At 74.0% G+C, this 20,357-nt stretch carries 21 protein-coding genes; 8 read left to right on the top strand and 13 right to left on the bottom strand.

Annotation, left to right across the window (positions count from 1 at the left end; genetic code table 11):
* Positions 1-29: 29 nt before the first annotated feature.
* Both NI26_RS09240 and NI26_RS09235 read right to left on the bottom strand, forming a co-directional pair.
* Positions 30-641, bottom strand: a complete 612-nt coding sequence (locus NI26_RS09240; protein WP_066654698.1) for a TetR/AcrR family transcriptional regulator — start codon at positions 639-641, stop codon at positions 30-32.
* Positions 642-650: 9 nt separating this feature from the next.
* The gene (locus NI26_RS09235; RefSeq protein WP_066654692.1) at positions 651-1,403 is read right to left on the bottom strand and encodes an acetoacetate decarboxylase; all 753 of its coding nucleotides are present in this window, start codon (positions 1,401-1,403) and stop codon (positions 651-653) included.
* 76 nt (positions 1,404-1,479) lie between these two features.
* On the opposite strand from NI26_RS09235, the gene NI26_RS09230 reads away from it, so the two are divergent.
* The 4 genes from NI26_RS09230 to NI26_RS09215 all read left to right on the top strand — a co-directional run bounded on the left by NI26_RS09230 (position 1,480) and on the right by NI26_RS09215 (position 4,580).
* Positions 1,480-2,343, top strand: coding sequence for a 3-hydroxyacyl-CoA dehydrogenase family protein (locus NI26_RS09230; RefSeq protein ID WP_066654690.1), 864 nt, complete (start codon positions 1,480-1,482; stop codon positions 2,341-2,343).
* A gap of 100 nt (positions 2,344-2,443) precedes the next feature.
* A complete protein-coding gene (locus tag NI26_RS09225; protein WP_066654687.1) occupies positions 2,444-3,040 on the top strand; it encodes an NAD(P)H-dependent oxidoreductase in 597 nt (198 codons plus the stop codon).
* Positions 3,037-3,738, top strand: coding sequence for an HAD family hydrolase (locus tag NI26_RS09220; RefSeq protein WP_066654686.1), 702 nt, complete (start codon positions 3,037-3,039; stop codon positions 3,736-3,738). Before NI26_RS09225 ends, NI26_RS09220 begins: the two co-directional genes overlap by 4 nt.
* Before the next feature lie 20 nt (positions 3,739-3,758).
* Complete coding sequence (locus tag NI26_RS09215; RefSeq protein ID WP_066654684.1) at positions 3,759-4,580, top strand: ornithine carbamoyltransferase; 822 nt, start codon at positions 3,759-3,761, stop codon at positions 4,578-4,580.
* Here NI26_RS09215 and NI26_RS09210 read toward each other — a convergent pair.
* Genes NI26_RS09210 through NI26_RS09200 form a run of 3 tightly spaced genes read right to left on the bottom strand, consistent with a single transcriptional unit; the run spans position 4,577 to position 7,591 of the window.
* Positions 4,577-5,245 carry a response regulator gene (locus tag NI26_RS09210; RefSeq protein ID WP_066654682.1) on the bottom strand — a complete coding sequence of 223 codons (669 nt, stop codon included), beginning with the start codon at positions 5,243-5,245 and terminating at the stop codon, positions 4,577-4,579. The two genes, NI26_RS09215 and NI26_RS09210, sit on opposite strands and share 4 nt — an antisense overlap.
* On the bottom strand, positions 5,242-6,633 hold the full coding sequence (locus tag NI26_RS09205) for a sensor histidine kinase (protein WP_066654680.1): 1,392 nt from the start codon (positions 6,631-6,633) through the stop codon (positions 5,242-5,244). The genes NI26_RS09210 and NI26_RS09205 overlap by 4 nt, the downstream gene beginning before the upstream one ends.
* Positions 6,620-7,591 (bottom strand): CPBP family intramembrane glutamic endopeptidase, encoded by a 972-nt coding sequence (locus NI26_RS09200; RefSeq protein WP_066654678.1) that lies wholly within the window; start codon positions 7,589-7,591, stop codon positions 6,620-6,622. Before NI26_RS09200 ends, NI26_RS09205 begins: the two co-directional genes overlap by 14 nt.
* Before the next feature lie 121 nt (positions 7,592-7,712).
* Between NI26_RS09200 and NI26_RS09195 the strand changes: the two genes are divergently transcribed.
* Complete coding sequence (locus tag NI26_RS09195) at positions 7,713-8,627, top strand: NmrA family NAD(P)-binding protein (protein WP_066654676.1); 915 nt, start codon at positions 7,713-7,715, stop codon at positions 8,625-8,627.
* Positions 8,628-8,638: 11 nt separating this feature from the next.
* Entirely contained in the window at positions 8,639-10,078 is a 1,440-nt protein-coding gene (locus NI26_RS09190; protein WP_066654675.1) for an amidase, read from the top strand.
* A gap of 312 nt (positions 10,079-10,390) precedes the next feature.
* Here NI26_RS09190 and NI26_RS09185 read toward each other — a convergent pair whose 3' ends face one another.
* The 6 genes from NI26_RS09185 to NI26_RS09160 form a co-directional block, all read right to left on the bottom strand.
* The gene (locus NI26_RS09185; RefSeq protein ID WP_200884094.1) at positions 10,391-11,173 is read right to left on the bottom strand and encodes an ABC transporter ATP-binding protein; all 783 of its coding nucleotides are present in this window, start codon (positions 11,171-11,173) and stop codon (positions 10,391-10,393) included.
* The gene (locus tag NI26_RS09180; RefSeq protein WP_066654673.1) at positions 11,170-11,982 is read right to left on the bottom strand and encodes an ABC transporter ATP-binding protein; all 813 of its coding nucleotides are present in this window, start codon (positions 11,980-11,982) and stop codon (positions 11,170-11,172) included. Before NI26_RS09180 ends, NI26_RS09185 begins: the two co-directional genes overlap by 4 nt.
* Positions 11,979-12,959 (bottom strand): ABC transporter permease, encoded by a 981-nt coding sequence (locus NI26_RS09175; RefSeq protein WP_081984906.1) that lies wholly within the window; start codon positions 12,957-12,959, stop codon positions 11,979-11,981. The genes NI26_RS09180 and NI26_RS09175 overlap by 4 nt, the downstream gene beginning before the upstream one ends.
* A complete protein-coding gene (locus tag NI26_RS09170; protein WP_066654670.1) occupies positions 12,956-13,909 on the bottom strand; it encodes an ABC transporter permease in 954 nt (317 codons plus the stop codon). Before NI26_RS09170 ends, NI26_RS09175 begins: the two co-directional genes overlap by 4 nt.
* Positions 13,910-14,024: 115 nt before the next feature.
* Positions 14,025-15,545 carry an ABC transporter substrate-binding protein gene (locus tag NI26_RS09165; RefSeq protein WP_066654668.1) on the bottom strand — a complete coding sequence of 507 codons (1,521 nt, stop codon included), beginning with the start codon at positions 15,543-15,545 and terminating at the stop codon, positions 14,025-14,027.
* A 60-nt stretch (positions 15,546-15,605) separates the two neighbouring features.
* A complete protein-coding gene (locus NI26_RS09160) occupies positions 15,606-16,550 on the bottom strand; it encodes an alpha/beta fold hydrolase (RefSeq protein WP_066654666.1) in 945 nt (314 codons plus the stop codon).
* Between the two features lie 60 nt (positions 16,551-16,610).
* Here NI26_RS09160 and NI26_RS09155 point away from each other — a divergent pair, with 60 nt between their 5' ends.
* Together NI26_RS09155 and NI26_RS09150 are read left to right on the top strand one after the other, a co-directional pair.
* Positions 16,611-17,540: a siderophore-interacting protein gene (locus tag NI26_RS09155; protein WP_066654664.1), complete on the top strand. Its 930-nt coding sequence runs from the start codon at positions 16,611-16,613 to the stop codon at positions 17,538-17,540.
* 62 nt (positions 17,541-17,602) lie between these two features.
* Positions 17,603-18,376: an ABC transporter ATP-binding protein gene (locus NI26_RS09150; protein ID WP_066658332.1), complete on the top strand. Its 774-nt coding sequence runs from the start codon at positions 17,603-17,605 to the stop codon at positions 18,374-18,376.
* 203 nt (positions 18,377-18,579) lie between these two features.
* On the opposite strand, the gene NI26_RS09145 is transcribed toward NI26_RS09150, so the two are convergent.
* The gene (locus NI26_RS09145; protein ID WP_066654662.1) at positions 18,580-18,936 is read right to left on the bottom strand and encodes a Fe-S oxidoreductase; all 357 of its coding nucleotides are present in this window, start codon (positions 18,934-18,936) and stop codon (positions 18,580-18,582) included.
* 2 nt (positions 18,937-18,938) lie between these two features.
* Positions 18,939-20,342 (bottom strand): dihydrolipoyl dehydrogenase family protein, encoded by a 1,404-nt coding sequence (locus tag NI26_RS09140; RefSeq protein WP_066654660.1) that lies wholly within the window; start codon positions 20,340-20,342, stop codon positions 18,939-18,941.
* Positions 20,343-20,357 lie beyond the last annotated feature (15 nt).

The raw sequence follows: 20,357 nt of genomic DNA, 5'->3' as shown, positions 1-20,357 counted from the left end.
CGGCAATCGTCCCACGGCCGGGACGGCGCTCAGGCCGGGCGCGTGAGCCCGAGGATGCACCCCTCGACCGCCGCAACGCGCACCGCGTCCGTCCCGTCGAACAGCACGCTCTGGCTGACCGCCCCGACGTGGGCTGCCACCACCGCACGCGTGTAGAGCGCCGGGTCGACGGTGGGGATCCGGCCGGCTCGTTCCAACGCTGCGACGAGGAGTGGCTGGAGCGTCGCGTGGAACCGGTCGGTGTGCGCGCGGAGCAGGGCGTTCACCTCGGGGTCGTGCCGGGCGCGCGTGGTGAGCACCGAGCGGATCGCGTACCAGCGGTCCTCGGGCGGCAGGCCGTGCACGACACCCTGCACGACCCCGTCGACCGTCGGGTGCCCGTCGAGTGCGGCGCCGAGCTCGTGTTCGAGCACGGCGAAGACGGCTTCGGCCTGCTGCTCGTAGACCGCGAAGAACAGCTCGTCGACCGTCCGGAAGTTCGAGTAGAACGCCCCGCGCGTGAACCCGGCGCGGGCGACGACCGCCTCGACGCTGACCGAGGTCGACCCGGTCTCCTGGAAGATCGCCTCCGCGGCCGCGATGAGCGTCGCCCGGGTGCTGCTCCGCCGGCGGACGGCGCGCGGTGCGGCTGGTTCGGTCACGGCTCCAGGCTAGGCCGAGTGCCGGTCGGCCAGGTAGTCGTGCACGGTGCGCACCGGGGCGAGGGTCAGGTCCGTCAGGATGTGCGAAGCGCGGACGACCTCGAGCACCGGCAGGTCCGCCATCGGCGCGAGGGCGTGTGCGAACAGCTGGAGTCGGGCGGGTCCGGTCCAGGCCTGCTCGACTTTCACGTCGGTGATCTCGGTGCGGACGAGGTCGGCCACCAGGTGGCGCTGGGTCCGAAGGTCCGGGACCAGCTTCACCATGAAGGTCGGCACGGTGATCTCCGCCAGGGCGGCGTCGTGGGCGAGCGGCTCCCACTCGTACGCCATGGTCGCGGTGGCCACCCGCTCGGTCCCGCGGTCGAGGGTGCCGACGAGCGCGCCCTGGTCGACGCGGAGCGCCGGCGTGCCGAGGACCTTCGGGTAGGCGCTCAGCTCGCGGCCGGCGAGGGTCGCGGCCGCATTGTCGAGGTACATCGCGTGCAGGTACTCGCCGCGTTCGCCCTCGTGCTCGACCTGGATCGCCTGCCCGGACTCGACGTACGGGCCGTACCCGTCGACCTCGCCCATCTTCATTACCTCGAACCGGACGAGCGGTTCGGTGACCTCGAGCGGCTCCGGGACCACGGCGCGCAGCGCGTCGGGGTCGGTGCGGTAGACGACGTTGAAGTACTCGCGGCCGGTGAACCGGGTCGGCCGGAGTGGGTAGACCGGCGCGGCGAGCGGGGTGGTCAGGTGCTGGAGGACGTCGTCGGCGCGCATGCGCATCTCCTTCGGAACTTGGATACGATCTGTATCGAATACGAACTGTACCGAACTCGACCGAGAGCAGGAACCCGTGCCCTACCAGCCGCCCCGCGACACCGCCGACCGCCCCGTGACCGTGATCGGCGGTGGCACCCTCGGACGCCGGATCGCCCTGATGTTCGCCAGCGGCGGTGCCGAGGTCCGGATCCACGACCTGTCCGAGGAGGTCCGTGCCGCCGCCGTCGCGTACGTCGAGGAGACCCTGCCCGGGATCGTGGCCGCGCGCGACGGCGCGACCGCGGGGACGGTCCGTGGCGAGGCGGACCTCGAGGCCGCGGTGGTCGACGCCTGGCTCGTCGTCGAGGCCGTGCCCGAGCGCCTGGACCTGAAGACCCCGCTGTTCGGACGGCTCGACGCACTGGTCGCCGCGGACACGATCCTCGCGACGAACTCGTCCTCGTACGCCAGCCGCCTGGTGATCGACGAGGTCGCGCACCCCGAGCGCGTCCTCAACGTGCACTTCTACATGCCGCCGCAGCAGAACGCCGTCGACCTGATGAGCGACGGCCAGACCGACCCCGCCGTGATCGACCTGCTGCTCGAGGCGCTGCCCCGCTACGGCGTCCACCCGTTCCTGGCCCGCCGCGAGTCGACCGGCTTCATCTTCAACCGCATCTGGGCGGCCATCAAGCGCGAGGCGCTCGCGGTCGTCGCCGACGGCGTCTCCACGCCCGAGGACGTCGACGCCATGTGGCAGGTGAACAGCGGCGCACCGGCCGGGCCCTTCCGGATGATGGACCAGGTCGGCCTCGACGTGGTCCTCGACATCGAGGAGCACTACGCGGCCGAGGACCCGCGCCTGCCGGAGGGTCCGCGTCGCCTGCTGCGCGAGCACGTCGACGCCGGCCGTCTCGGCGTGAAGACCGGACAGGGCTTCTACCGCTACGACGACTGACGTCGTCCCCACCCGCCGGGACGGGAGGCGCGGTGCCGGCCCGCACCGCGCCTCCCGTCCGGTGGGGCGTCCGTGCACCCGCTGCTGGCAGGATCGAGCCGTGTCGACGCTCATCGTGACCGCCCACCCGGACCCCGACTCGCTGACGCTCGCCGTCGCCCACCGCCTCGAGGCGGCGCTCGACGCCGCCGGCGCGGGCCCCGTCACGGTCGCCGACCTCGCCGCCGAGGGCTTCGACCCCCGGTTCACCGCCGCCGACCGGCACACCTACCGGACGGGGACCGACCCGGCGCCCGACGTCGCGGCCGAACAGGCGCGCCTCGACGGGATCGACCACCTCGTGCTCGTGTTCCCGGTGTGGTGGTGGTCGGTGCCCGCGCTGCTCAAGGGCTGGCTCGACCGGGTGTTCGTGAACGGGTGGGCCTTCGGCGTCGGCGAGGACGGGCGCATCGACCGTCGGCTCGGCCGACTGACGGTGCACCTGCTGCCGATCGCCGGGGACGACGCCGGGGTCTACGAGCGGCACGGGTACGAGCAGGCACTGCGGACGCAGCTCGAGCACGGCCTCGTGGACTTCTGCGGCGCGGCCCGCGGGGCGACGGCGTTCGTCCACGAGTCCGAGCACGAGGACACCACCGTGCGCGAGCGGGCCGTCGCGGCCGCGGTCGGACGGGTCGTCGACGCGGTGCGGGGATGACCCTCGACGTCCGTGCCGTGGTGTTCGACCTCGACGGCACCCTGTTCGACCACGCGGGAGCAGCGGCGCGAGCCGTCGACGACCTCCTCGGCGCGCTCGGTGTCGCCGCGACCGACCGCCTGCGGGCCGCGTGGGCCGAGGCGGAGGAACGGCACTTCGAGCGGTGGCGACGCGGGGAGGTCGACTTCGCCGAGCAGCGTCGAGCCCGGCTCGTCGAGGTCCTGCCCCTCGCCGGGCTCCGGCCACCGCACGACCCGCACGAGCTCGACCTCCTGTTCGGCCGCTACCTCGCCGCGTACCGGGGCGCCTGGCGTCCGTTCCCCGGGAGTGCTCCGCTCCTGCGCGCGGTCCGCGACGCCGACCGGCCCGTCGGTGTCCTGACGAACGGGACCGAGGAGCAGCAGCGCGACAAGCTCGCCGCCACGGGGCTGTCGGACCTCGTCGACGTCGTGTGCACGTCGGAGCGGATCGGGGTGGCCAAGCCGGACCGACGCGCGTTCGAGCAGGTCGCCGACGAGCTCGGCGTGCCGGCCGCCGCGTGCCTGTTCGTCGGCGACGACCCGCAGCGTGACGTCGCCGGGGCACGTGCTGCGGGGATGCGCGCGGTCCTGGTCGACCCGGCCCGCGACGGCGGTGCCGCGGTCCGGTCCTCCGTGCTGTCGGCCCTGCACGGGGCGTCGGGCACCGGACGGCGGTGACCGCCCCCTAGCGTGGCGAGGTGCGCCACCTCCTGCGACTCGACGACTGGACCACCGACGACACCGACGCGGTGTTCGCCCTCGCCCGCGCGTACGAGCAGGGCACCGGACCCGTGCTGGACGGGGCTGCGGCGGTGTTCTTCCCGCCGACGAGCCTGCGCACGAGGGCGTCCTTCGAGCGGGGTGCGGCGCTCGCCGGACTCCAGCCGATCGTGTTCCCGCCGGAGTCGCTCGACAAGGACGAGGCACACGAGGACGTCGCCCGGTACCTCGCGGACTTCGTCGACGTGCTCGTCGTCCGGCACCGGGACCTGTCCGTCCTCGAGGCGCTCGCTGCTGCCGACGCGGTGCCCGTCGTGAACGCCATGACGAGCGTCAACCACCCGTGCGAGGTGCTCGCCGACCTGTGGGCACTCACCCGCGGGCGCGCCGTCGGGTCGCTCCGGGTGCGGTTCGTCGGCGCCGACGGCAACATCGCGCGCGCCTGGGCCGAGGCGTCGCGACTGTTCGGCTTCGACCTGCTCCAGTGCTGCCCCGAAGGACTGGGAGCGCCCGACGTGGTGTGGACGGAGGACCTCGCCGGGGCGATGGCCGACGCGGACGTCGTCGTGACCGACGGACCCGGTCGCCACGCCGCCGCGCTCGAGCCCTACCGGGTCACCGCGGACGTCCTGGCGCTCGCGCCCGACGGGGTGCGCTTCGCCCCGTGCCCGCCGTTCGTCCGTGGACGCGAGGTCAGCGCGGACGCGATCGCGAGCCCGGCCTTCGTGGGGCACGGGGCGAAGCGTGCGCTCCTGCCGGTGCAGCAGGCGGTCCTGGCGCACTGCCTCGCGGGCGCCTAGCCCTCGGGGACGGCCACGACGCGGTTCTGGTACGCCCAGACCACCGCCTGCAGGCGCGAGCGCACCCCGAGCTTCGGCAGCATCCGCGCCAGGTGCGACTTCACCGTGGAGACCTCGACGACGAGTGCCTCGGCGATCTCCTCGTTCGACATCCCCTGTGCGAGGAGCAGCAGCACGTCCCGCTCCCGCGCGGTCAGCAGCTCCGAGGCCCGGTCGCCCGTCACCGGCTGCAGGCTCCGCCGCGACACGAACTCCCGCAGCACCCGCCGCGTCAGGCTCTGGTCGATCGTGCCGTTCCCGGCGGCGACCTGCCGCACCGCACCGACGATGACGTCCGGCTCCGCGTCCTTGAGCAGGAACCCGGACGCCCCCGCCTCGAGCGCCCCGAACACCAGGTCGTCGAGGTCGAAGGTCGTCAGCACCAGCACCGGCACCGCCGGGTCCGCGTCAGGAGCGCAGAGCTCCCGCGCCACCTCGATGCCGTTCCGGACCGGCATCCGGATGTCGAGCACCGCCACGTCCGGCCGCGTGCTCCGTGCGAGCGTGAGGGCCTCGCCGCCGTCCGCCGCCACGCCGACCACCTCGACGTCCGGTTCGGCCGCCAGGAGCGCCGACACCCCCGCCCGGACGAGCGGCTGGTCGTCCGCCACCAGGACCCGGATCACCGGGTCACCTCGGGCGTCTCGCGTCCGAGTCGCAGCGTCACGACCCAGCCGCCGTCCGGTGTGGTCCCGGTCTGGAGGCGCGCCCCCACCAGGTCCGCCCGCTCACGCATCCCGCGCAGTCCGTTGCCGCCTGCTCCCGGACCCTCCGGGGTCGGCTCGCCCGGTCCAGCGGGAGCGTCCGCGCTCGGCGCGGACACCGCGGGTGCGGCGTTCTCGACGGTCAGCTCCAGGTGGTCGACTGCACGGTCGTCGAGCGTGACCGTGACGACGGCGCCGGGTGCGTGCAGGGCGGCGTTCGCCAGTGCCTCCTGCGCGGTGCGGTAGGCCGCGAGCTGCGCCAGGGGCCCGACGCCCTCGGCGACCTCGTGCGCACCGCGGAGGACCTCGAGCCGCACGTCCGACCGGTACCGGGCACGCTCGACCAGGTCCACGATGCCCGCGACGGTCTCGACGGCACGTTCCGCGGGGGCGTCGTCCCGCAGCAGGCCGACCAGGCGACGGAGGTCCTCGAGCACCGCGGTGCTCTGCTCCCGCACCTGACGGACGCCCTCGTGCGCCGCGGTCGGGTCGGTGTCGATCTGCCGGTCGATGACGGCCGACATGAGGGCGATCCCGGACAGGTGGTGGGCCGCGATGTCGTGCAGCTCCCGCGCCATGGCCGCGCGTTCGCGGGACACGGCTGCGTCGACCCGGGCGTCCTGCTCGCGGACCGCGGCGGAGGCCTCCGCGGTCCGGGCGGCGACCTCGGCGTCCCTCGCGGCCCGGACCTCGCGCCGGGACCGCACCACGAGCGCCACGACGACCGGGAGCCCGACGGCCCCGATGGCCTGCGTGACGCCCTGGGGGAGCGCGTCACCGAGCGCGTCGGCGAGGGAACGGCCGGACAGCGCTCCGTTCAGCTCGATCCAGTTGCCCGCGGTGCCGGCGGACACGAGTGCCGCCGCCCCGACGACCGACGGCCAGAGCCTGGTGAGCGGCACCCGGAGGGCAGCGAGCACCACCGCCACGACGACGGGGAGCGCGGTGAGGCCGAACAGGTCCCCGCCGGAGGTGACGGCGACCACGAGGACGGGGACGGCGGCGACCGCGAGGAGGACCGCCCGGGGGAGTCGACGAGCAGCCAACAGGACCGCGGACTGGACCAGGAGCCCGAGTGCGACCGCGGTCCAGTCGGCGCTGCCGACCTCGGGAGCCGAGAGCGGGTGTCCGATCGTGTCCGGGTCGACGGCGTCGAGGTACGGCAGCCCGAGCAGCAGCGCGAGCGAGACGACCGCGGTGGCGACCGCGACCAGGACGTCGGCGCGGCGCAGGCGGCGGCCGCCGTCGACCTCCCGCGCGGTGCGGGGGTCGGCGGCGACGCGAGCCGCACTCGCTTCAGCGGGTGCCATCGTTCGATCCTACGAGGCGGGCGGAGGCCGACGCGGAGAGGTGGTCCGTGCCTCCCGGCCGGCGGTCGTACCCGAGCCGGCCCCGGGTGGCGACCAGCAGGACGGCGGCGGCCACCGTCGAGACGATCGTGAGCCCGTGCATCATCGTGCCCGCGGTCATCCCCGGGTACATGTCCGCCCACAGGGTGGAGATGGTGTTGTTCACGCCGACGTGCAGCAGCAGTGCGATCGGCAGGCTCTCACCGGTGCGGTTGAACACCCACGTCATCACGACGTTGAACGTGATCGTGAAGAGCGCGAAGACGACCGGCTCCGACCAGTGCGCGTCCGGCCACCCGCCCCAGTCCGACAGGTACAGCGGCATGTGCCACAGCGCCCACAGCGGACCGAGCACCGCGGCGGCACCGAGCGGGCCGAAGCGGTCCTGCAGTCGGGGGAGGGCGAAGTCGCGCCAGCCGGGCTCCTCCGACAGGCCGGTGGTGAACAGCTGCACCACGAGACCCGGCACGAGGGCGAGCAGGGCGAGGGCGGTCGGCGCCTGGACGTTCCCGCCGGAGAACGGCAGACCCGTCAGGACGATGAGCGCCGGGACGCCGACCAGTGCCAGTGCGTACCAGTACCAGGAGACCCGCCACCGCCAGAGCCGACCGACCCAGCGCCGCAGCCCCGGACGGCCGTCGGCGAGAGCGGTCACCACGAACGCACCGCCGAGCGGGCCGAGGAGCGCGCCGGGCAGGATCCCGGTGAACTGGGCCGTGCCGAGGAACTCCGGGAAGTGCAGGTCCCACACGCCCAGGCCGTGCGGGCTCAGGATGTAGGGCACCCACGCGAGCCAGCTGAGGCCGAGCGCCAGGGTGGCGAAGGAGGCGAGCGGGTGCCGGGACACCACACCCCGGACCCCCGTCGCACGGGGTGCAGCGGTGCCGGCTCCGGGCCGGACTTCGGTCGTGTTCGTCATGACACCGACGCTAGGGAGGACCGTTCGTCGGGACGACCGGCGGAGGGATGCACCACCGGGAGTTCCACCGAAGGATGCAGGTGGCGGACGGAGCCGGACGCCCGTGCGTAGCGTCGGGTGCATGACCAGCACCACCGTCCTCGTCGCCGGCGCCACCGGGGACCTCGGTTCCCGCATCGTCGACGCGCTCCTCGCGGCCGACCCCGACGTCCGGATCCGAGCACTGAGCCGCTCCGCCACCGGGCCCGCGGCCGACCGGCTCACCGCACGGTCCGACCGTGTCTCCGTCGTCAGCGCCGCCTACGACGACCACGACGGACTCGTGACGGCGCTCGCCGGGGTCGACGTCGTCGTCTCGGCGGTGAGCGGCACCCGCTCCGTGGTCGTCGACGCACAGACCGCGCTGCTCGCCGCGGCGGTCGACGCCGGCGTCCCGCGGTTCGTCCCGTCGGACTACTCGGCCGACTACCGCGCGATCACCCCCGGGACGAACCGGAACTTCGAGCTGCGCCGCGAGTTCGCCGCGACACTGGACGCCGCACCGATCCGGGCGACCTCCGTGCTGAACGGCGCGTTCACCGACATGCTCTCCGGACAGGCCCCGATGATCCTGTTCGACCGTCGCACCGTCCTGTACTGGTCGTCCCCGGACCAGGTGCTCGACTTCACCACGAAGGACGACACCGCCTGGGTCACCGCGCGCGTCGCCCTCGACCCCGACGCACCGCGGGTCGTCGAGGTCGCCGGCGACCGGGTCACCGCCCGGCGCGTCGCCGACACCCTCTCGCGGCTCACCGGCACCCGGTTCCGCACGCAGTGGGCCGGGACCTCCGGGACGCTCTCCGCGATGGCACGCGTCGGACGACGGCTCTCGCGGGCCGACGACGCGGAGCCGTTCCCCGCCTGGCAGGGGATGCAGTACTTCGTCAGCATGTTCAGCGGCGAGGCCGAGCTCCACCACGTCGCGAACGACCGCTACGGGCCGCACGACTGGACGACGGTGCGGGACGTGCTCGCCGTGCACCTGCAGGCCTAGGCTCGGGGACCGTGTTCGAACTCCACCACCTCTCGGCGCAGGAACTCTGGGACTGGATCCGTCGGGGGGACGCGACCGCGCTCGAGGTGACCGAGCACTACCTCGCCCGCATCGAGCGGCTCGACCCGTCCCTCGGGGCGTTCGTCGCCGTCACCGCCGACAGCGCACGCGAGCACGCGGCGCGACTGGGGACGCTCCTCCCGACCTCCCGGCCGCTCTGGGGCCTGCCCACCGCCGACAAGGACCTGTACGACCGCGCCGGTGTGCCCACCCGGCACGGCTCCGCCGCGCTGCCGGTGACACCCGCGACCGCCGACCACCCCCTGGTGGCGGCGCTCGCCGCAGCGGGGACGGTGAGCCTCGGCAAGACGACCTCGCCGGAGTTCGGCATGTCGTCGTCGTCGGAGACCCGCATCGGTACCACCCGGAACCCGTACGACACCACGCGGGCGCCCGGAGGATCGTCGAGCGGCACCGCCGTGGCCGTCGCCGCCGGACTCGTGCCCGCGGCCGTGGGGACGGACGGCGGGGGATCGGTGCGCATCCCCGCCGCAGCGACCGGTCTCGTCGGACTGAAGCCGAGCCGCGGCCGGGTCCCGTCGATGCCCGGTCGGTCCGGCCTCGGCGGGCTGAGCGTCGCCGGGCCGATCACGCGGAACGTCGCCGACGCCGGGATGCTCCTCGACGCCCTGGTCGCACCGACCGGGCTGCCCGAGCCCTCGCCGTACGCGCTGGTTACGCCCGACGTCGGGGACGGGCCCTTCACCGCCGCTGCGGTGCGCGGCGAGGGGCGGTTCGTGGTCGGCGTGCTCGACGGTTCGCCGTGGGACGACACCGTCGACGTCGTGGTCGACCCTGCCGCCCGGGCAGCGGTCGACACCGCCGTGCGGGTGCTCGGCGAGGTCGGGCACGGGGTCGAGGACGTCGCGATGCCCCGGCTGCCGTACGCCGACGCGTTCCGGGTGGCGTGGGAATCCGGCGCTGCGGGGCTGCCCCGCGTGCCCGGCATCGACCTGTCCGCGCTCACCCCGCTGGTGTCGTGGCTGGTGGAGCGCGGACGTGCGCTGACCGCGACGCAGGTGCTCGACGCGATGACGACGCTCGACGCCTTCTCGGCCGGGCTCATCCGGACGTTCGCGCCGTACGACGCCGTGCTCACCCCGACGCTGGCGCTGACCCCGCGGCCGCTCGGCTGGTACGGGGACGACCCCGAGGAGGACTTCCGGCGGCAGTGCGCCTACTCGCCCTGGACCTCGATGGCGAACGTGTCGGGGCTGCCCGCGATCACGCTGCCGGTCGGGGTGACGGACGACGACCACCCGGACGGGGCGGGCCTGCCGATGGGTGTGCAGCTCATCGGACGCCCGGGCGGGGAGCGCGTGCTGCTCGCGATCGGGGCGCAGCTCGAGCGACGGCTGCGGTGGCAGCGGCGGCACCCGGCGACGTGGTGACGCCGGGCTGACGCAGGCCGGGCACCGGCGTCGGCGCGTCGCGACTGCGACGATGCGCACGTCGATCGACGCGTGCGATGTCGCGGCTCGGGAGGATGGCGCGACATCGTGGTCGTCGTACGACAGCGCATCTGTCGTCCTGACCGGAGCCCGGTCGCGGCTGTCGGGCCGAGCGACACCGTGGTCGTCGTACGACAGCGGAAGTGTCGCATCGCCCACTCCGCCCGCGCGACGCCCGCCGACCGACCCCCACCGACGCCGACCGCCGACGATGACCGCCGACGACGCCGACCCCCGACCACCGCCGCGCCCCTACGGCAGCGTCGGCGCCGCGGCCACCAGTGCCCGCGTCACCGGGTGCCGCGGGTCGTCGAGCAGCGACACCGGCCCCTGCTCCACGATCCGCCCCTCGGAGAGCACCGCCACGGTGTCGCACAGCCGCTGCACCACGCCGATGTCGTGCGACACGAGCACGAGCGTCAGCCCGAGGTCGTCGGCGAGCGAGCGGAACAGGTCGATCACCCGGGCGCGGACGACCACGTCGAGGGCGCTCATCGGCTCGTCCCCGAGCAGGATCCGCGGGGAGTGCACCACCGCACGGGCGATCGCGATGCGCTGCCGCTGCCCGCCGGAGAACTCGTGCGGGTACCGGTCGGCGGCGTCGGCGGGCAGGTCGACGCGCTCCAGGACCGAGGCCACGAGCGCGCGGTGGTCACCCGGTAGCTGCAGCGCACGGAGCGGCTCGGCGACGATCGCGCCGACGCGCATCCGCGGGTCGAGGGACGCGTACGGGTCCTGGAACACCACCCCGGTCTCGCGACGGAACCAGCGCATCGCGGCCGCGGAGGCCGACGCGACCACGGGACGACCGCCGGCCGTCACGGAGCCCGCGGTGGGTGCCTCCAGGCCGGCGAGCAGCCGCACCAGCGTCGACTTGCCGGAACCGGACTCACCGACGATGCCGAGCCGCGCCCCGGAGGCGACCGTCAGGTCGACCCCGTCGACGGCGGTCCGCACCGGCCCGGGTTCGAAGGGGCCACGGCGTGGCAGGCGGTACGTGCGGTGGAGGCCGCTGGCGTGCAGCGCGTCGGTCATGCGGGGCCTCCGGTGCGGCGGGCGGTGGCGCGGGCGGCGTCGACGAGGGCCGCCGTCGCCGGGTGCTGCGGGGCGTCGAGCAGCGACCGCACCGATGCCTGCTCGACCACGCGGCCGTGATCGAGGACGACGGCGGTGTCGGCGATGCGGGCGAGCACCGCGAGGTCGTGCGTCACGAAGAGCATGCCGGTCCCACGCTCGGTCGAGAGCCGCTCGAAGAGCTCGAGGATCCGGGCCTCGGTGGTGACGTCGAGCGCGGTCGTCGGCTCGTCGGCGACGAGGTAGGCGGGGGAGCCGGCCATCGCCATCGCGATGCAGATGCGCTGCCGCTGCCCACCGGACAGCTGGTGCGGGTACTGGCGGAGCAGCGCGGCGGGGTCGGGCAGTCCGACGGCGTCGGCGAGTGCGACCGCGGCGGTGGCGGCCGCACGGCGGTCCAGCCCGCGGTGCAGTCGGAGCGGTTCCGCCACCTGCGCACCGACCCGGCGGAGCGGGTCCAGGGCGGTCGCGGGCTCCTGGAACACCATGCCGATGCCGGATCCGCGGTGGCGCGCAAGGTCCCGATCACGCATCCCCACGAGCTCGGTGCCGTCGAGGCGGATGCTCCCGGTCACCTCGGCCCCCGTCGGTTGGAGGCCCATCAGGGCGAGCGAGGTCATCGACTTGCCGGATCCGGACGCGCCGATCACGCCGACGCGTCGGCCGGGAGGCACGGTGAACGTCACGTCGTCGAGCACCGTCCGCCCCGCGATGCGGACCGTCAGTCCGGTCACCTCGAGACCGTCGCGTCCGGTCGGGTGGTCGCTCACGCCGTCACCCCCGGGGTCGTCGTGGTGCCGCCCGGTGCGCGTCGGTCTGCGCCCGGGGCGCCGGTGGCCGGGTCGTCGTCGGTCGGCTCGCCGGGGGCCGGGTCGTCGCCGGCCGGGGTGCCCGTTGCAGTCGGCGAGCCCGTGACCGCTCGGTCGCCGGTGGTCAGGCGCGGGTCGGTCGCGTCGCGCACCGCGTCACCGAGCAGCGAGAGCGCGGCGACGACGAGGGCGATCGCGGCGCCCGGCCAGGTCGCGCTCCACGGGTGCACGCCGATGTACGTCTGCAGGTCGGCGAGCAGGTTGCCCCACGACGCCGTGTCCGACCCCGCGCCGTAGCCGAGGTAGGAGAGGCCGGCCTCGGCGAGGACCGCCGTCGCCATCGCGAGCGAGAGCTGCACGGTGAACAGCGGCGCTGCGTTCGGCACCAGGTGGCGGGTGAGCACGCCGAGGGGCCCGACGCCGGAGGCCCGTGCGGCGACGACGTAGTCGCTCCGGGCGATGCGGCGGATCTCACCACGCGCGACGCGGGCGATCGTCACGCCGAACGACAGCCCGACGCTCACCACCACGACGCCGAGCGACCCGCCGAACACCGCCGTCAGGAGCATGGCGGTCAGCAGCGTGGGGAACGCGACGAGGATGTCGAGGAGGACGGCGGTGCCCTCGCGGACCCACCTCGTGGTCAGCGAGCCGATCGCCGTCAGGACGATGCCGACCAGGCTCGCGACGACGCCGGAGCCGATCGCGACGAGCACGGTCGTCCGGGCACCGGCGAGCAGGTAGCTCGCGATGTCCCGCCCTGCGGCGTCGGTGCCGAACCAGTGCGCGGGGCTCGGTGCTGCCCACTGCTGGAAGGGGTCGGCGCGGAACGGGTCCTGGGGCGTCCACACGAGGGACACCGCGGCGAGCACGACGAGGAGCGTCAGCACGACGACGGCGAAGCACCCCGTGGGTCGGGCGAGGAGACGGCGGATCACTCGCCCACCTCCCGCTGCCGGGGGTCGAGCGCACGGTGCACGACGTCGACCGCGAAGCCGACGACCAGCACCAGGCTCGTGAGCACGAGGAGCTCCGACTGCACCTTCGTGACGTCGCGTCGCCCGACGTCGGTCACGAGCATCCGTCCGACCCCCGGGAGCGAGAAGAGCTGCTCGACGACGACGGCCCCCACCAGCAGGCCGGCGATCTGCACGCCGAGGACGGCCAGCACGGTGAGCGCCACCGACGGCAGGCCGTGCCGCAGGAGCGCCCGCGTCCGGGTCAGGCCGATCGCCGCCGCGGTCCGGACGTGGTCGGCGTCCAGGACCGTGAGCGTGGCGGAGCGGGTGAACCGCAGGATCACGGCACCCTCGACGGCGCCGATGGTGAGCGCGGGGAGCACGAGCGACGAGAACGCACGACCGGGTTCGTCCCACCCGTCGAGCGGGAAGCCCTGCGTCGGCAGCCAGTGCAGCGTGACGGCGAACAGCGCGATGAGGAGCATGCCGGCCCAGACCACGGGGACCGCCGCGACCGCCTGTGCGACGAAGCCGATCACCGCACCGCCGGCCCGACGGCGCAGCACCGCGGCGAGCACCCCGAGCGGGACGCCGAGCACGAGGGCGGCCACCAGCGACATCCCCGCGAGCGGCAGCGTGACGGCGAGCTTCTGCGCGATCTCCGGACCGACGGCGCCGTTCGTCACGAGCGACCGGCCGAGGTCACCGCGGAGCACACCGCCGATCCAGTCGAGGTACTGCACGACGACCGGCCGGTCGAGGCCGAGCTGCTGCCGGAGCTGCTCGACCTGGGCCGGCGTCGACTGGGTGCCGGCGACGATCTGCGCGACGTCGCCGGGCAGCACGCGCAGCGTGGCGAACACGATGATGCTCGCCACGAGCAGGCCGACGACGAGCAGCAGCAGTCGCCCGACGAGGAACCGGGTCACGCGTCCGATGCTACGGGGGCGGCGGCGCGAGCCCGGAGCGCAGCGCCGGACGGGCGCCCGGCGACCGGCCGGACCGTGTCGCCGGACCTGCGCCCGGCGACCGGCAGGGCAGTGGTCACCGGACGGCCAGTCCGGCCAGGTCGAGTCGCGAGTTGCCGCCGTCGACCGGGAACCCGGTCACGCCCTTGCGCACGGCCGTGATCTCCGTCGCGGTGTACAGCCACTCGCCGGCGGCGTCCTCGCTGACGATGCGCGCAGCCTTGCGGAGCGCCTGTTCCTTCTCGGTCTGCGAGGTCGCGGCGATCGACTCCGCGTAGAGCCGCTGCACCTCGCGGTTGTCGTACCCGAAGTAGTAGTCCGGGTTCGCCCAGTTGCCGAAGTCGCGGGCCTCGACGTGGTCGACCACCGAGAGCTGGAAGTCCTTCTTCGTGAAGACCTGGTCGAGCCACGTCGCGAAGTCGACCCGCTCCACCTTCAGGGTGATGCCCACGTCGGCGAGCTGCGACTTCAGCACGTCACCGATCGTCGCCGGGTAGACGTTGGCGTAGGTGAGGGTCAGGTCCAGGTCGGTCTTCCCCGCCTCGGCCAGCAGCTTCTTCGCGTTGTCGGGGTCGTACGCGTCGATGTCGGTCAGGTCCTCGTACCCGGGGTCGAGCTCGGGGATCGGTCCGCCCTGCTCGACGCCCGTGCCGCCGATGGCCTTGATGAGCGCCTTCGGGTCGATCGCCTGCCGGATCGCCCGGCGCACCCGCTCGTCGGTGAAGGGCGCCTGGGCGTCGTTGAAGGCGAGCGTGTACTTGTCGGTCGTCTTCCCGCGGTGCAGCTCGATGTCCGGGTTGCCCTGCAGCTGGCCCTGCAGGGTGCCGTCGACGGGGTTCAGCACGTCGAGGTCGCCGTTGGCCATCGCGTTGACGGCGGTCGACGGGTCGGTGATGTACCGGAACACGATCTTCGCGACCTTCGGCTCGGTGCCCCAGTAGTCGTCGTTTCGGCTGAAGGTGAGCGAGTCGCCCTGCTTCCACGCCGACACCTCGTACGGTCCGGTGCCGTTGGCGCTGTCGGAGAGGTCGTTCGTCGCGGCCTGCTCGAGCACGAGTCCGGCGCGGCCGGTCAGGTTGAAGAGCAGATCGGAGTCCGGCGCCTCGAGCTGCAGCTCGACGACCCCGTCCGACGGGGAGCTGATCGACGAGACGCCCGCCAGCTTGGCGGAGTCCACGTACGACGAGTTGTCCTTCGCCTGCTGCAGCGACCAGACCACGTCGGCGGCGGTGACGGGCTTGCCGTCCTGGAAGGTCGTGCCGTCGCGGAGGGTGAACGTGTACGTCTTCCCGTCCGACGAGACCTCGTGCTTCGACGCAAGCACGTCGCGGATCTCCCCGTCCGCCGTCCGGCCCACCAGGCCCTGGTACACGTTGTCGATGAGCACCTGGTCGAGCGCGGCACCGGACTGCGTGCGGATGTCGAGGCTCGTGGGCTCGAGCACGAGGCCGACGCGCACGGTGGCGTCGTCGCCACCGCTGCTGCTGTCGGAGCCCGAGCAGGCGGTGAGCGTCAGGGCCGAGGCGACGGCGACCGCGGTGGCGGCCAGGGCGACGCGTGCTGCACGGCCACCGCGGCGGGGGAGGAGCGGACTCATGGGTTGTGGGTTCCTTCCGGGCGCGTGGGGCGACGGTCGTCGCGGCGCGCTCGCACGAGGTTACCGGCGTTCGGGGCCGGATGACGGTTGTTGGACCTCGTGCAACAACCGGTGCCGTGCTCCCCATGCCCGGATCGCCGACGCCAGTTCGAGGGGGGCCTGGTTCTGCACCGCGTGCCGTGCCGTCACCGTCACGACCTCGGCGTCCGGGAGCCGCTCGGTGAAGCCGGCGTGCAGCTTCGGCGAGACGTACCCGCGGTCACCCCGGACGAGCAGCACCGGCACGGCGAGGGCCTCGAGGTCGGGCCACGCGTCGGCGAACCGCCCCACCGACGCCGTCCGGCCCGAGGGCAGGTGGGGGAAGTGGTGCCGGCGGACGAGCCGGCCGTCCTCGCCGAGCCGGGTGGTGTGCCGGGCCTCGCGGAGGAGCACCGCGCGGTCGTCCCCGACGCGGGCCTCGACGGCGCGGTCGACGACCTCGTCGAGCGATGCGAACGGCGTCTCGTCCTCCAGCGCCCGGGCGATGCGGTCGACGGCGCGCTGCGCGAAGTCCGGGGACATGTCCACGAGCACCAGGCCGGTGACGCGCTCGGGTGAGGTCGCGGCCAGGCGGGCGGCGAGGATGGCACCGAGCGAGTGACCGACGACCACGCCCGGCGGGACCCCGAGGGCGTCGAGCGCGGCCAGCACCTGCGGAGCCGTCGCGCTCGCGCCGTAGTCGGCGTCGTCCCGCCAGGACGACCGGCCGTGCCCGGGCAGGTCGAGGGCGACCGCCGGTTGCCCGACCGCGATCGCGGTCTGGTCGAAGCTGTGCGCGTCGATGCCGAGCCCGTGCAGGTAGGTGATCCGTGCCTCCCGGCCGTCCGCCGTGTCCCAGCGGATCGCCGCGGTCTCGCGTCCGTCGTCGGTCCGGACCACCTGCCGGGAGGCGCGGAGCGGCTCCGTCACGCCGCTCGCAGCCGCCAGCGCGGCCAGGTCCGAGAATTCGTCGTCGGGTTCGTGCACGGGTCCGATCCTCGCACCCCGTCGGGTACCCCGTTGCACCCTGGAAGCCTTAGGTAAGGCATGCCATACTCGTACCTCGTGGCAGCCCGGTACCGAGTCTTCTCCGTCCGCGTCGCGGCCGTGTCGGCGCTCACCCCGTCGTTCGTCCGGGTGACGCTCACCGGTGACGCGCTCGCGGACTTCTCCGCGGTCGGGCTCGACCAGCGGATCAAGGTCGTCCTGCCGATCCCCGGACACGGGTTCACCGACCTGCCCGACGGTGACGACTGGTACGGCGCGTGGCGCGCACTGCCCGACGCCGAGCGGAACCCGCTGCGCACCTACACCGTCCGGTCCTTCCGCCCGGACGCCCGCGAGCTCGACATCGACTTCGTGGCGCACGGGGACACCGGACCGGCCTCGCGGTGGGTGTCGGCGTGCCGTGTCGGGGACGAGCTCCGCATCGTCGGTCCGGCCGTGCCGTCCTCGCCCGCCGAGCTGCCGAGCGGCGCCGCCGAGTTCGCGCCGGGGAGCGCGACCCGGATCCTGCTCGCCGGGGACGAGACCGCCGCTCCCGCGATCTGCGCCATCCTCGAGGCACTCGACGTGGCGACCGTCGGACACGTCTTCATCGAGGTCCCGACCGACGCCGACCGGCTGCCGGTCACCGCACCCGCCGGTGTCGAGGTGCGGTGGATCGCCCGCAACGGTGCCTCGCACGGGGTCCGGATGACGGACCAGGTGCACGCCTGGGCCGCCGAGGTCACGACCGGGGCCGCCTCGGTGGCGGAGCCGGTGCGCGGCGCCGTGGACCTGGCCGACGTGGACGTCGACGAGCAGGTGCTCTGGGACGTGCCGGCCGCGCTCGACGAGCGACCGGTGTACGCCTGGATCGCGGGCGAGGCCGGTTGCGTGAAGGAGCTCCGCCGACACCTCGTGCGCGGCGTCGGACTCGACCGTCGGCAGGTCGCGTTCATGGGGTACTGGCGGCACGGCAAGGCCGAGCACTGAACACGGCAGCGTCCGCCCCGGCGCCGTCCGGGCGAGCCGGTGGTCCCGTCCCGACGACGGCCCTGGGGGCGCGCGGGCTGACCCTGGCGTACGACGACCGGACCGTGGTGTCGTCGCTCGACGTCGACGTGCCCGACGGGGAACTCACCGTGATCGTCGGTCCGAACGCCTGCGGCAAGTCGACCCTGTTGAAGGCGTTCGCCCGCACCCTCCGGCCGAGCGCCGGCACGGTGTTCCTCGACGGCACCCCGATCGACTCGCTCCGCCCGAAGGCCGTCGCCCGTCGGGTCGGCATGCTGCCCCAGACGCCCGTCGCACCCGAGGGCATCACCGTCCGGGACCTCGTGTCCCGCGGCCGCTTCCCGCACCAGGACCTGCTGCACCCGTCGTCCGGCTCCGACCGCACCGCCGTGCAGGCCGCGCTGGAGCAGACCGACACCGTGTCGCTCGCCGACCGGAGCGTCGGTGAGCTCTCGGGTGGGCAGCGGCAGCGCGTGTGGATCGCGATGGTGCTGGCGCAGGAGACCGACATCGTCCTGCTCGACGAGCCGACGACGTTCCTCGACATCGCGCACCAGTACGACGTGCTCGAGCTCGCCTCGGCACTGCACGCGGCGGGCCGCACCGTCGTGGCGGTGCTCCACGACCTGAACCAGGCCGCCCGGTACGCGACGCACCTCGTGGCGATGCGCGACGGGGCGATCGTGGCACAGGGCACGCCGGCCGCGGTGCTGACCTCGGAGCTGGTGGAGGACGTGTTCGGACTGCCCTGCGTGGTCGTGCCCGACCCGGAGACCGGGACACCCCTGGTGGTGCCGCGCCGGCGCGTCGCCTGACCGCCGACGGCTCGGCGCGGGTGCTGCCTGCCCCGAGCGGGCAGGACGCGCCGCTCGCGTTCGTCCAGCGGGTGCGATCGGTCGGCCCGTGCGGCGAGCGTGACGGATCCGGCCCGCTCGGTGGCTCGGAGCGGACCGCCTGCCGGACGGGAGGCACGTTTCGGACCCGCCGTGCGCCTCCCGTCCGGTGGTGGGTCACCGGGTCAGCGGTAGCCGCCGTCCTCGAGACCGGCCTCCACCTCGAAGCGGTTGCGGGCGGCGTCGCGCCCCGCGAGGGCGTAGAGCAGCGGCATGAGCATGCCGTAGCGACGCCACTGCGTCACGTGCACCCGTTCGTGCCGCAGCACGCGCGGGCCGTCGTTGTCCCGCGTCAGGTACACCGACCCGACGCACGTGCCGCCGCGCCGGAACGCCCAGCGCGGCAGCCCCGTGCACACGATCAACCCGTCCTCGACCCGGATCCGCCCGGTCGAGAAGGGCACCCCGACGGCCAGTCCGACCGCGGTGGCGAACACCCAACCGGCGCGCGAGACGGGGGAGTCGAGGAGCGGGTTGCGCACCCCTACTCCGGTCGGCCGTAGGTCTCGAGCAGGCGGAGCCAGACCTCGTTCATCGTCGGGTACGCCGGGACCGCGTGCCAGAGCCGGTCGACGGGGACCTCGCCGACGACCGCGACCGTCGCCGCGTGGAGCATCTCGGCGACGTCCTGTCCGACGAAGGTCACGCCGACGACGACGCCGCGGGACTCGTCGACGACCATCTTCGCCCGGCCGGTGTAGCCGTCGGCCTGCAGCGCCGAGCCGGCGATCGCACCGAGGTCGTACTCGACCGCGCGGACGTCGATGCCCTGCTCGCGTGCCGCGGTCTCGGTCAGGCCGATGCTCGCCACCTCGGGGTCGGTGAAGGTGACCTGCGGGACGGCTGCGTGGTCGGCGGTCGCGACGTGGGCGCCCCAGGGCTCGGCGTGCACCGGGCGGCCCTGCGCCCGTGCGGCGATGGCCTCGCCGGCGGCGCGTGCCTGGTACTTGCCCTGGTGGGTGAGGAGTGCGCGGTGGTTGACGTCGCCGACGGCGTAGAGCCAGTCGGTGCCCTGCACGAGCATCGTGTCGTCGACCTGCAGCCAGTCGCCCGGGGTGAGCCCCACGGAGTCGAGGCCGAGGTCGGCGGTGTGCGCCTTCCGACCCGTCGCCGCGAGGACCTCGCTCGTCACGACCGTGGTGCCGTCGTCGAGCGTCGTGGTGACCAGGCCGTGCTCGTCGCGGTCGACCCGTGTCGGGCTGACACCGGTGCGGACGTCGATGCCGAGCTCCCGCATCGCGTCGGCGACGAGCTCACCGGCGAACGGCTCCATGCCGCCGAGCAGCCCGTGCCGGGCGACCAGGGTGACCTTCGACCCGAGGGAGGCCCACGCGGTCGCGAGCTCGGAGCCGGCGACGCCGCCGCCGATGACGAGCAGGCTCTCCGGGACCTGTTGGGCGCTGGTGCCCTCGCGGGTACCCCACGGCTGCGCGTCCGCGAGACCGGAGACGTCCGGCAGCTGGTGCAGCGAACCGGTCACGACGGCGACGGCGGCGCGTGCGGTGTGCGTCTCGCCGCCGACCTCGATGGTCTTCTCGCCGGTGATGCGGGCGTGGCCGCGGATCAGGGCGATGTCGGCGGACTCGAGCCAGGCCACCTGGCTGTCGTCCTGGTAGTCGGAGGTGAAGGAGTTGCGGCGCGCGAGCACCTTCGCGGCGTCCACGTGCCCGGTGACCGCCTGCGCGGCACCGTCGACGCGCTTCGCAGCCGCGACCGCGTGGCCGCTGCGGAGGAGCGCCTTCGACGGCATGCACGCCCAGTAGGAGCACTCACCGCCGACCAGTTCGGCCTCGACCACGGCGACCGACAGGCCGCGCTTGTGGGCGTAGTCCGCCACGTTCTCGCCGACTGCGCCGGCGCCGATCACGATGAGGTCGTAGTCCGTCATGCTCCCGAACCTACG

Origin of the sequence: Curtobacterium sp. MR_MD2014 (assembly GCF_000772085.1) — a bacterium.
GTDB lineage: Bacteria > Actinomycetota > Actinomycetes > Actinomycetales > Microbacteriaceae > Curtobacterium.
Note: the sequence above shows the minus strand (reverse complement) of the source record. Positions and strands in the feature narration are given on the sequence as shown.

Bases quoted from the DNA above. Each gene is read 5' to 3' on its own strand.
- NI26_RS09235 (WP_066654692.1), bottom strand. From the start codon at position 1,403: ATGCGCGCCGACGACGTCCTCCAGCACCTGACCACCCCGCTCGCCGCG.
- NI26_RS09220 (WP_066654686.1), top strand. From the start codon at position 3,037: ATGACCCTCGACGTCCGTGCCGTGGTGTTCGACCTCGACGGCACCCTG.
- NI26_RS09205 (WP_066654680.1), bottom strand. From the start codon at position 6,633: ATGGCACCCGCTGAAGCGAGTGCGGCTCGCGTCGCCGCCGACCCCCGC.
- NI26_RS09200 (WP_066654678.1), bottom strand. From the start codon at position 7,591: ATGACGAACACGACCGAAGTCCGGCCCGGAGCCGGCACCGCTGCACCC.
- NI26_RS09195 (WP_066654676.1), top strand. From the start codon at position 7,713: ATGACCAGCACCACCGTCCTCGTCGCCGGCGCCACCGGGGACCTCGGT.
- NI26_RS09185 (WP_200884094.1), bottom strand. From the start codon at position 11,173: ATGACCGACGCGCTGCACGCCAGCGGCCTCCACCGCACGTACCGCCTG.
- NI26_RS09165 (WP_066654668.1), bottom strand. From the start codon at position 15,545: ATGAGTCCGCTCCTCCCCCGCCGCGGTGGCCGTGCAGCACGCGTCGCC.
- NI26_RS09155 (WP_066654664.1), top strand. From the start codon at position 16,611: ATGCCATACTCGTACCTCGTGGCAGCCCGGTACCGAGTCTTCTCCGTC.
- NI26_RS09140 (WP_066654660.1), bottom strand. From the start codon at position 20,342: ATGACGGACTACGACCTCATCGTGATCGGCGCCGGCGCAGTCGGCGAG.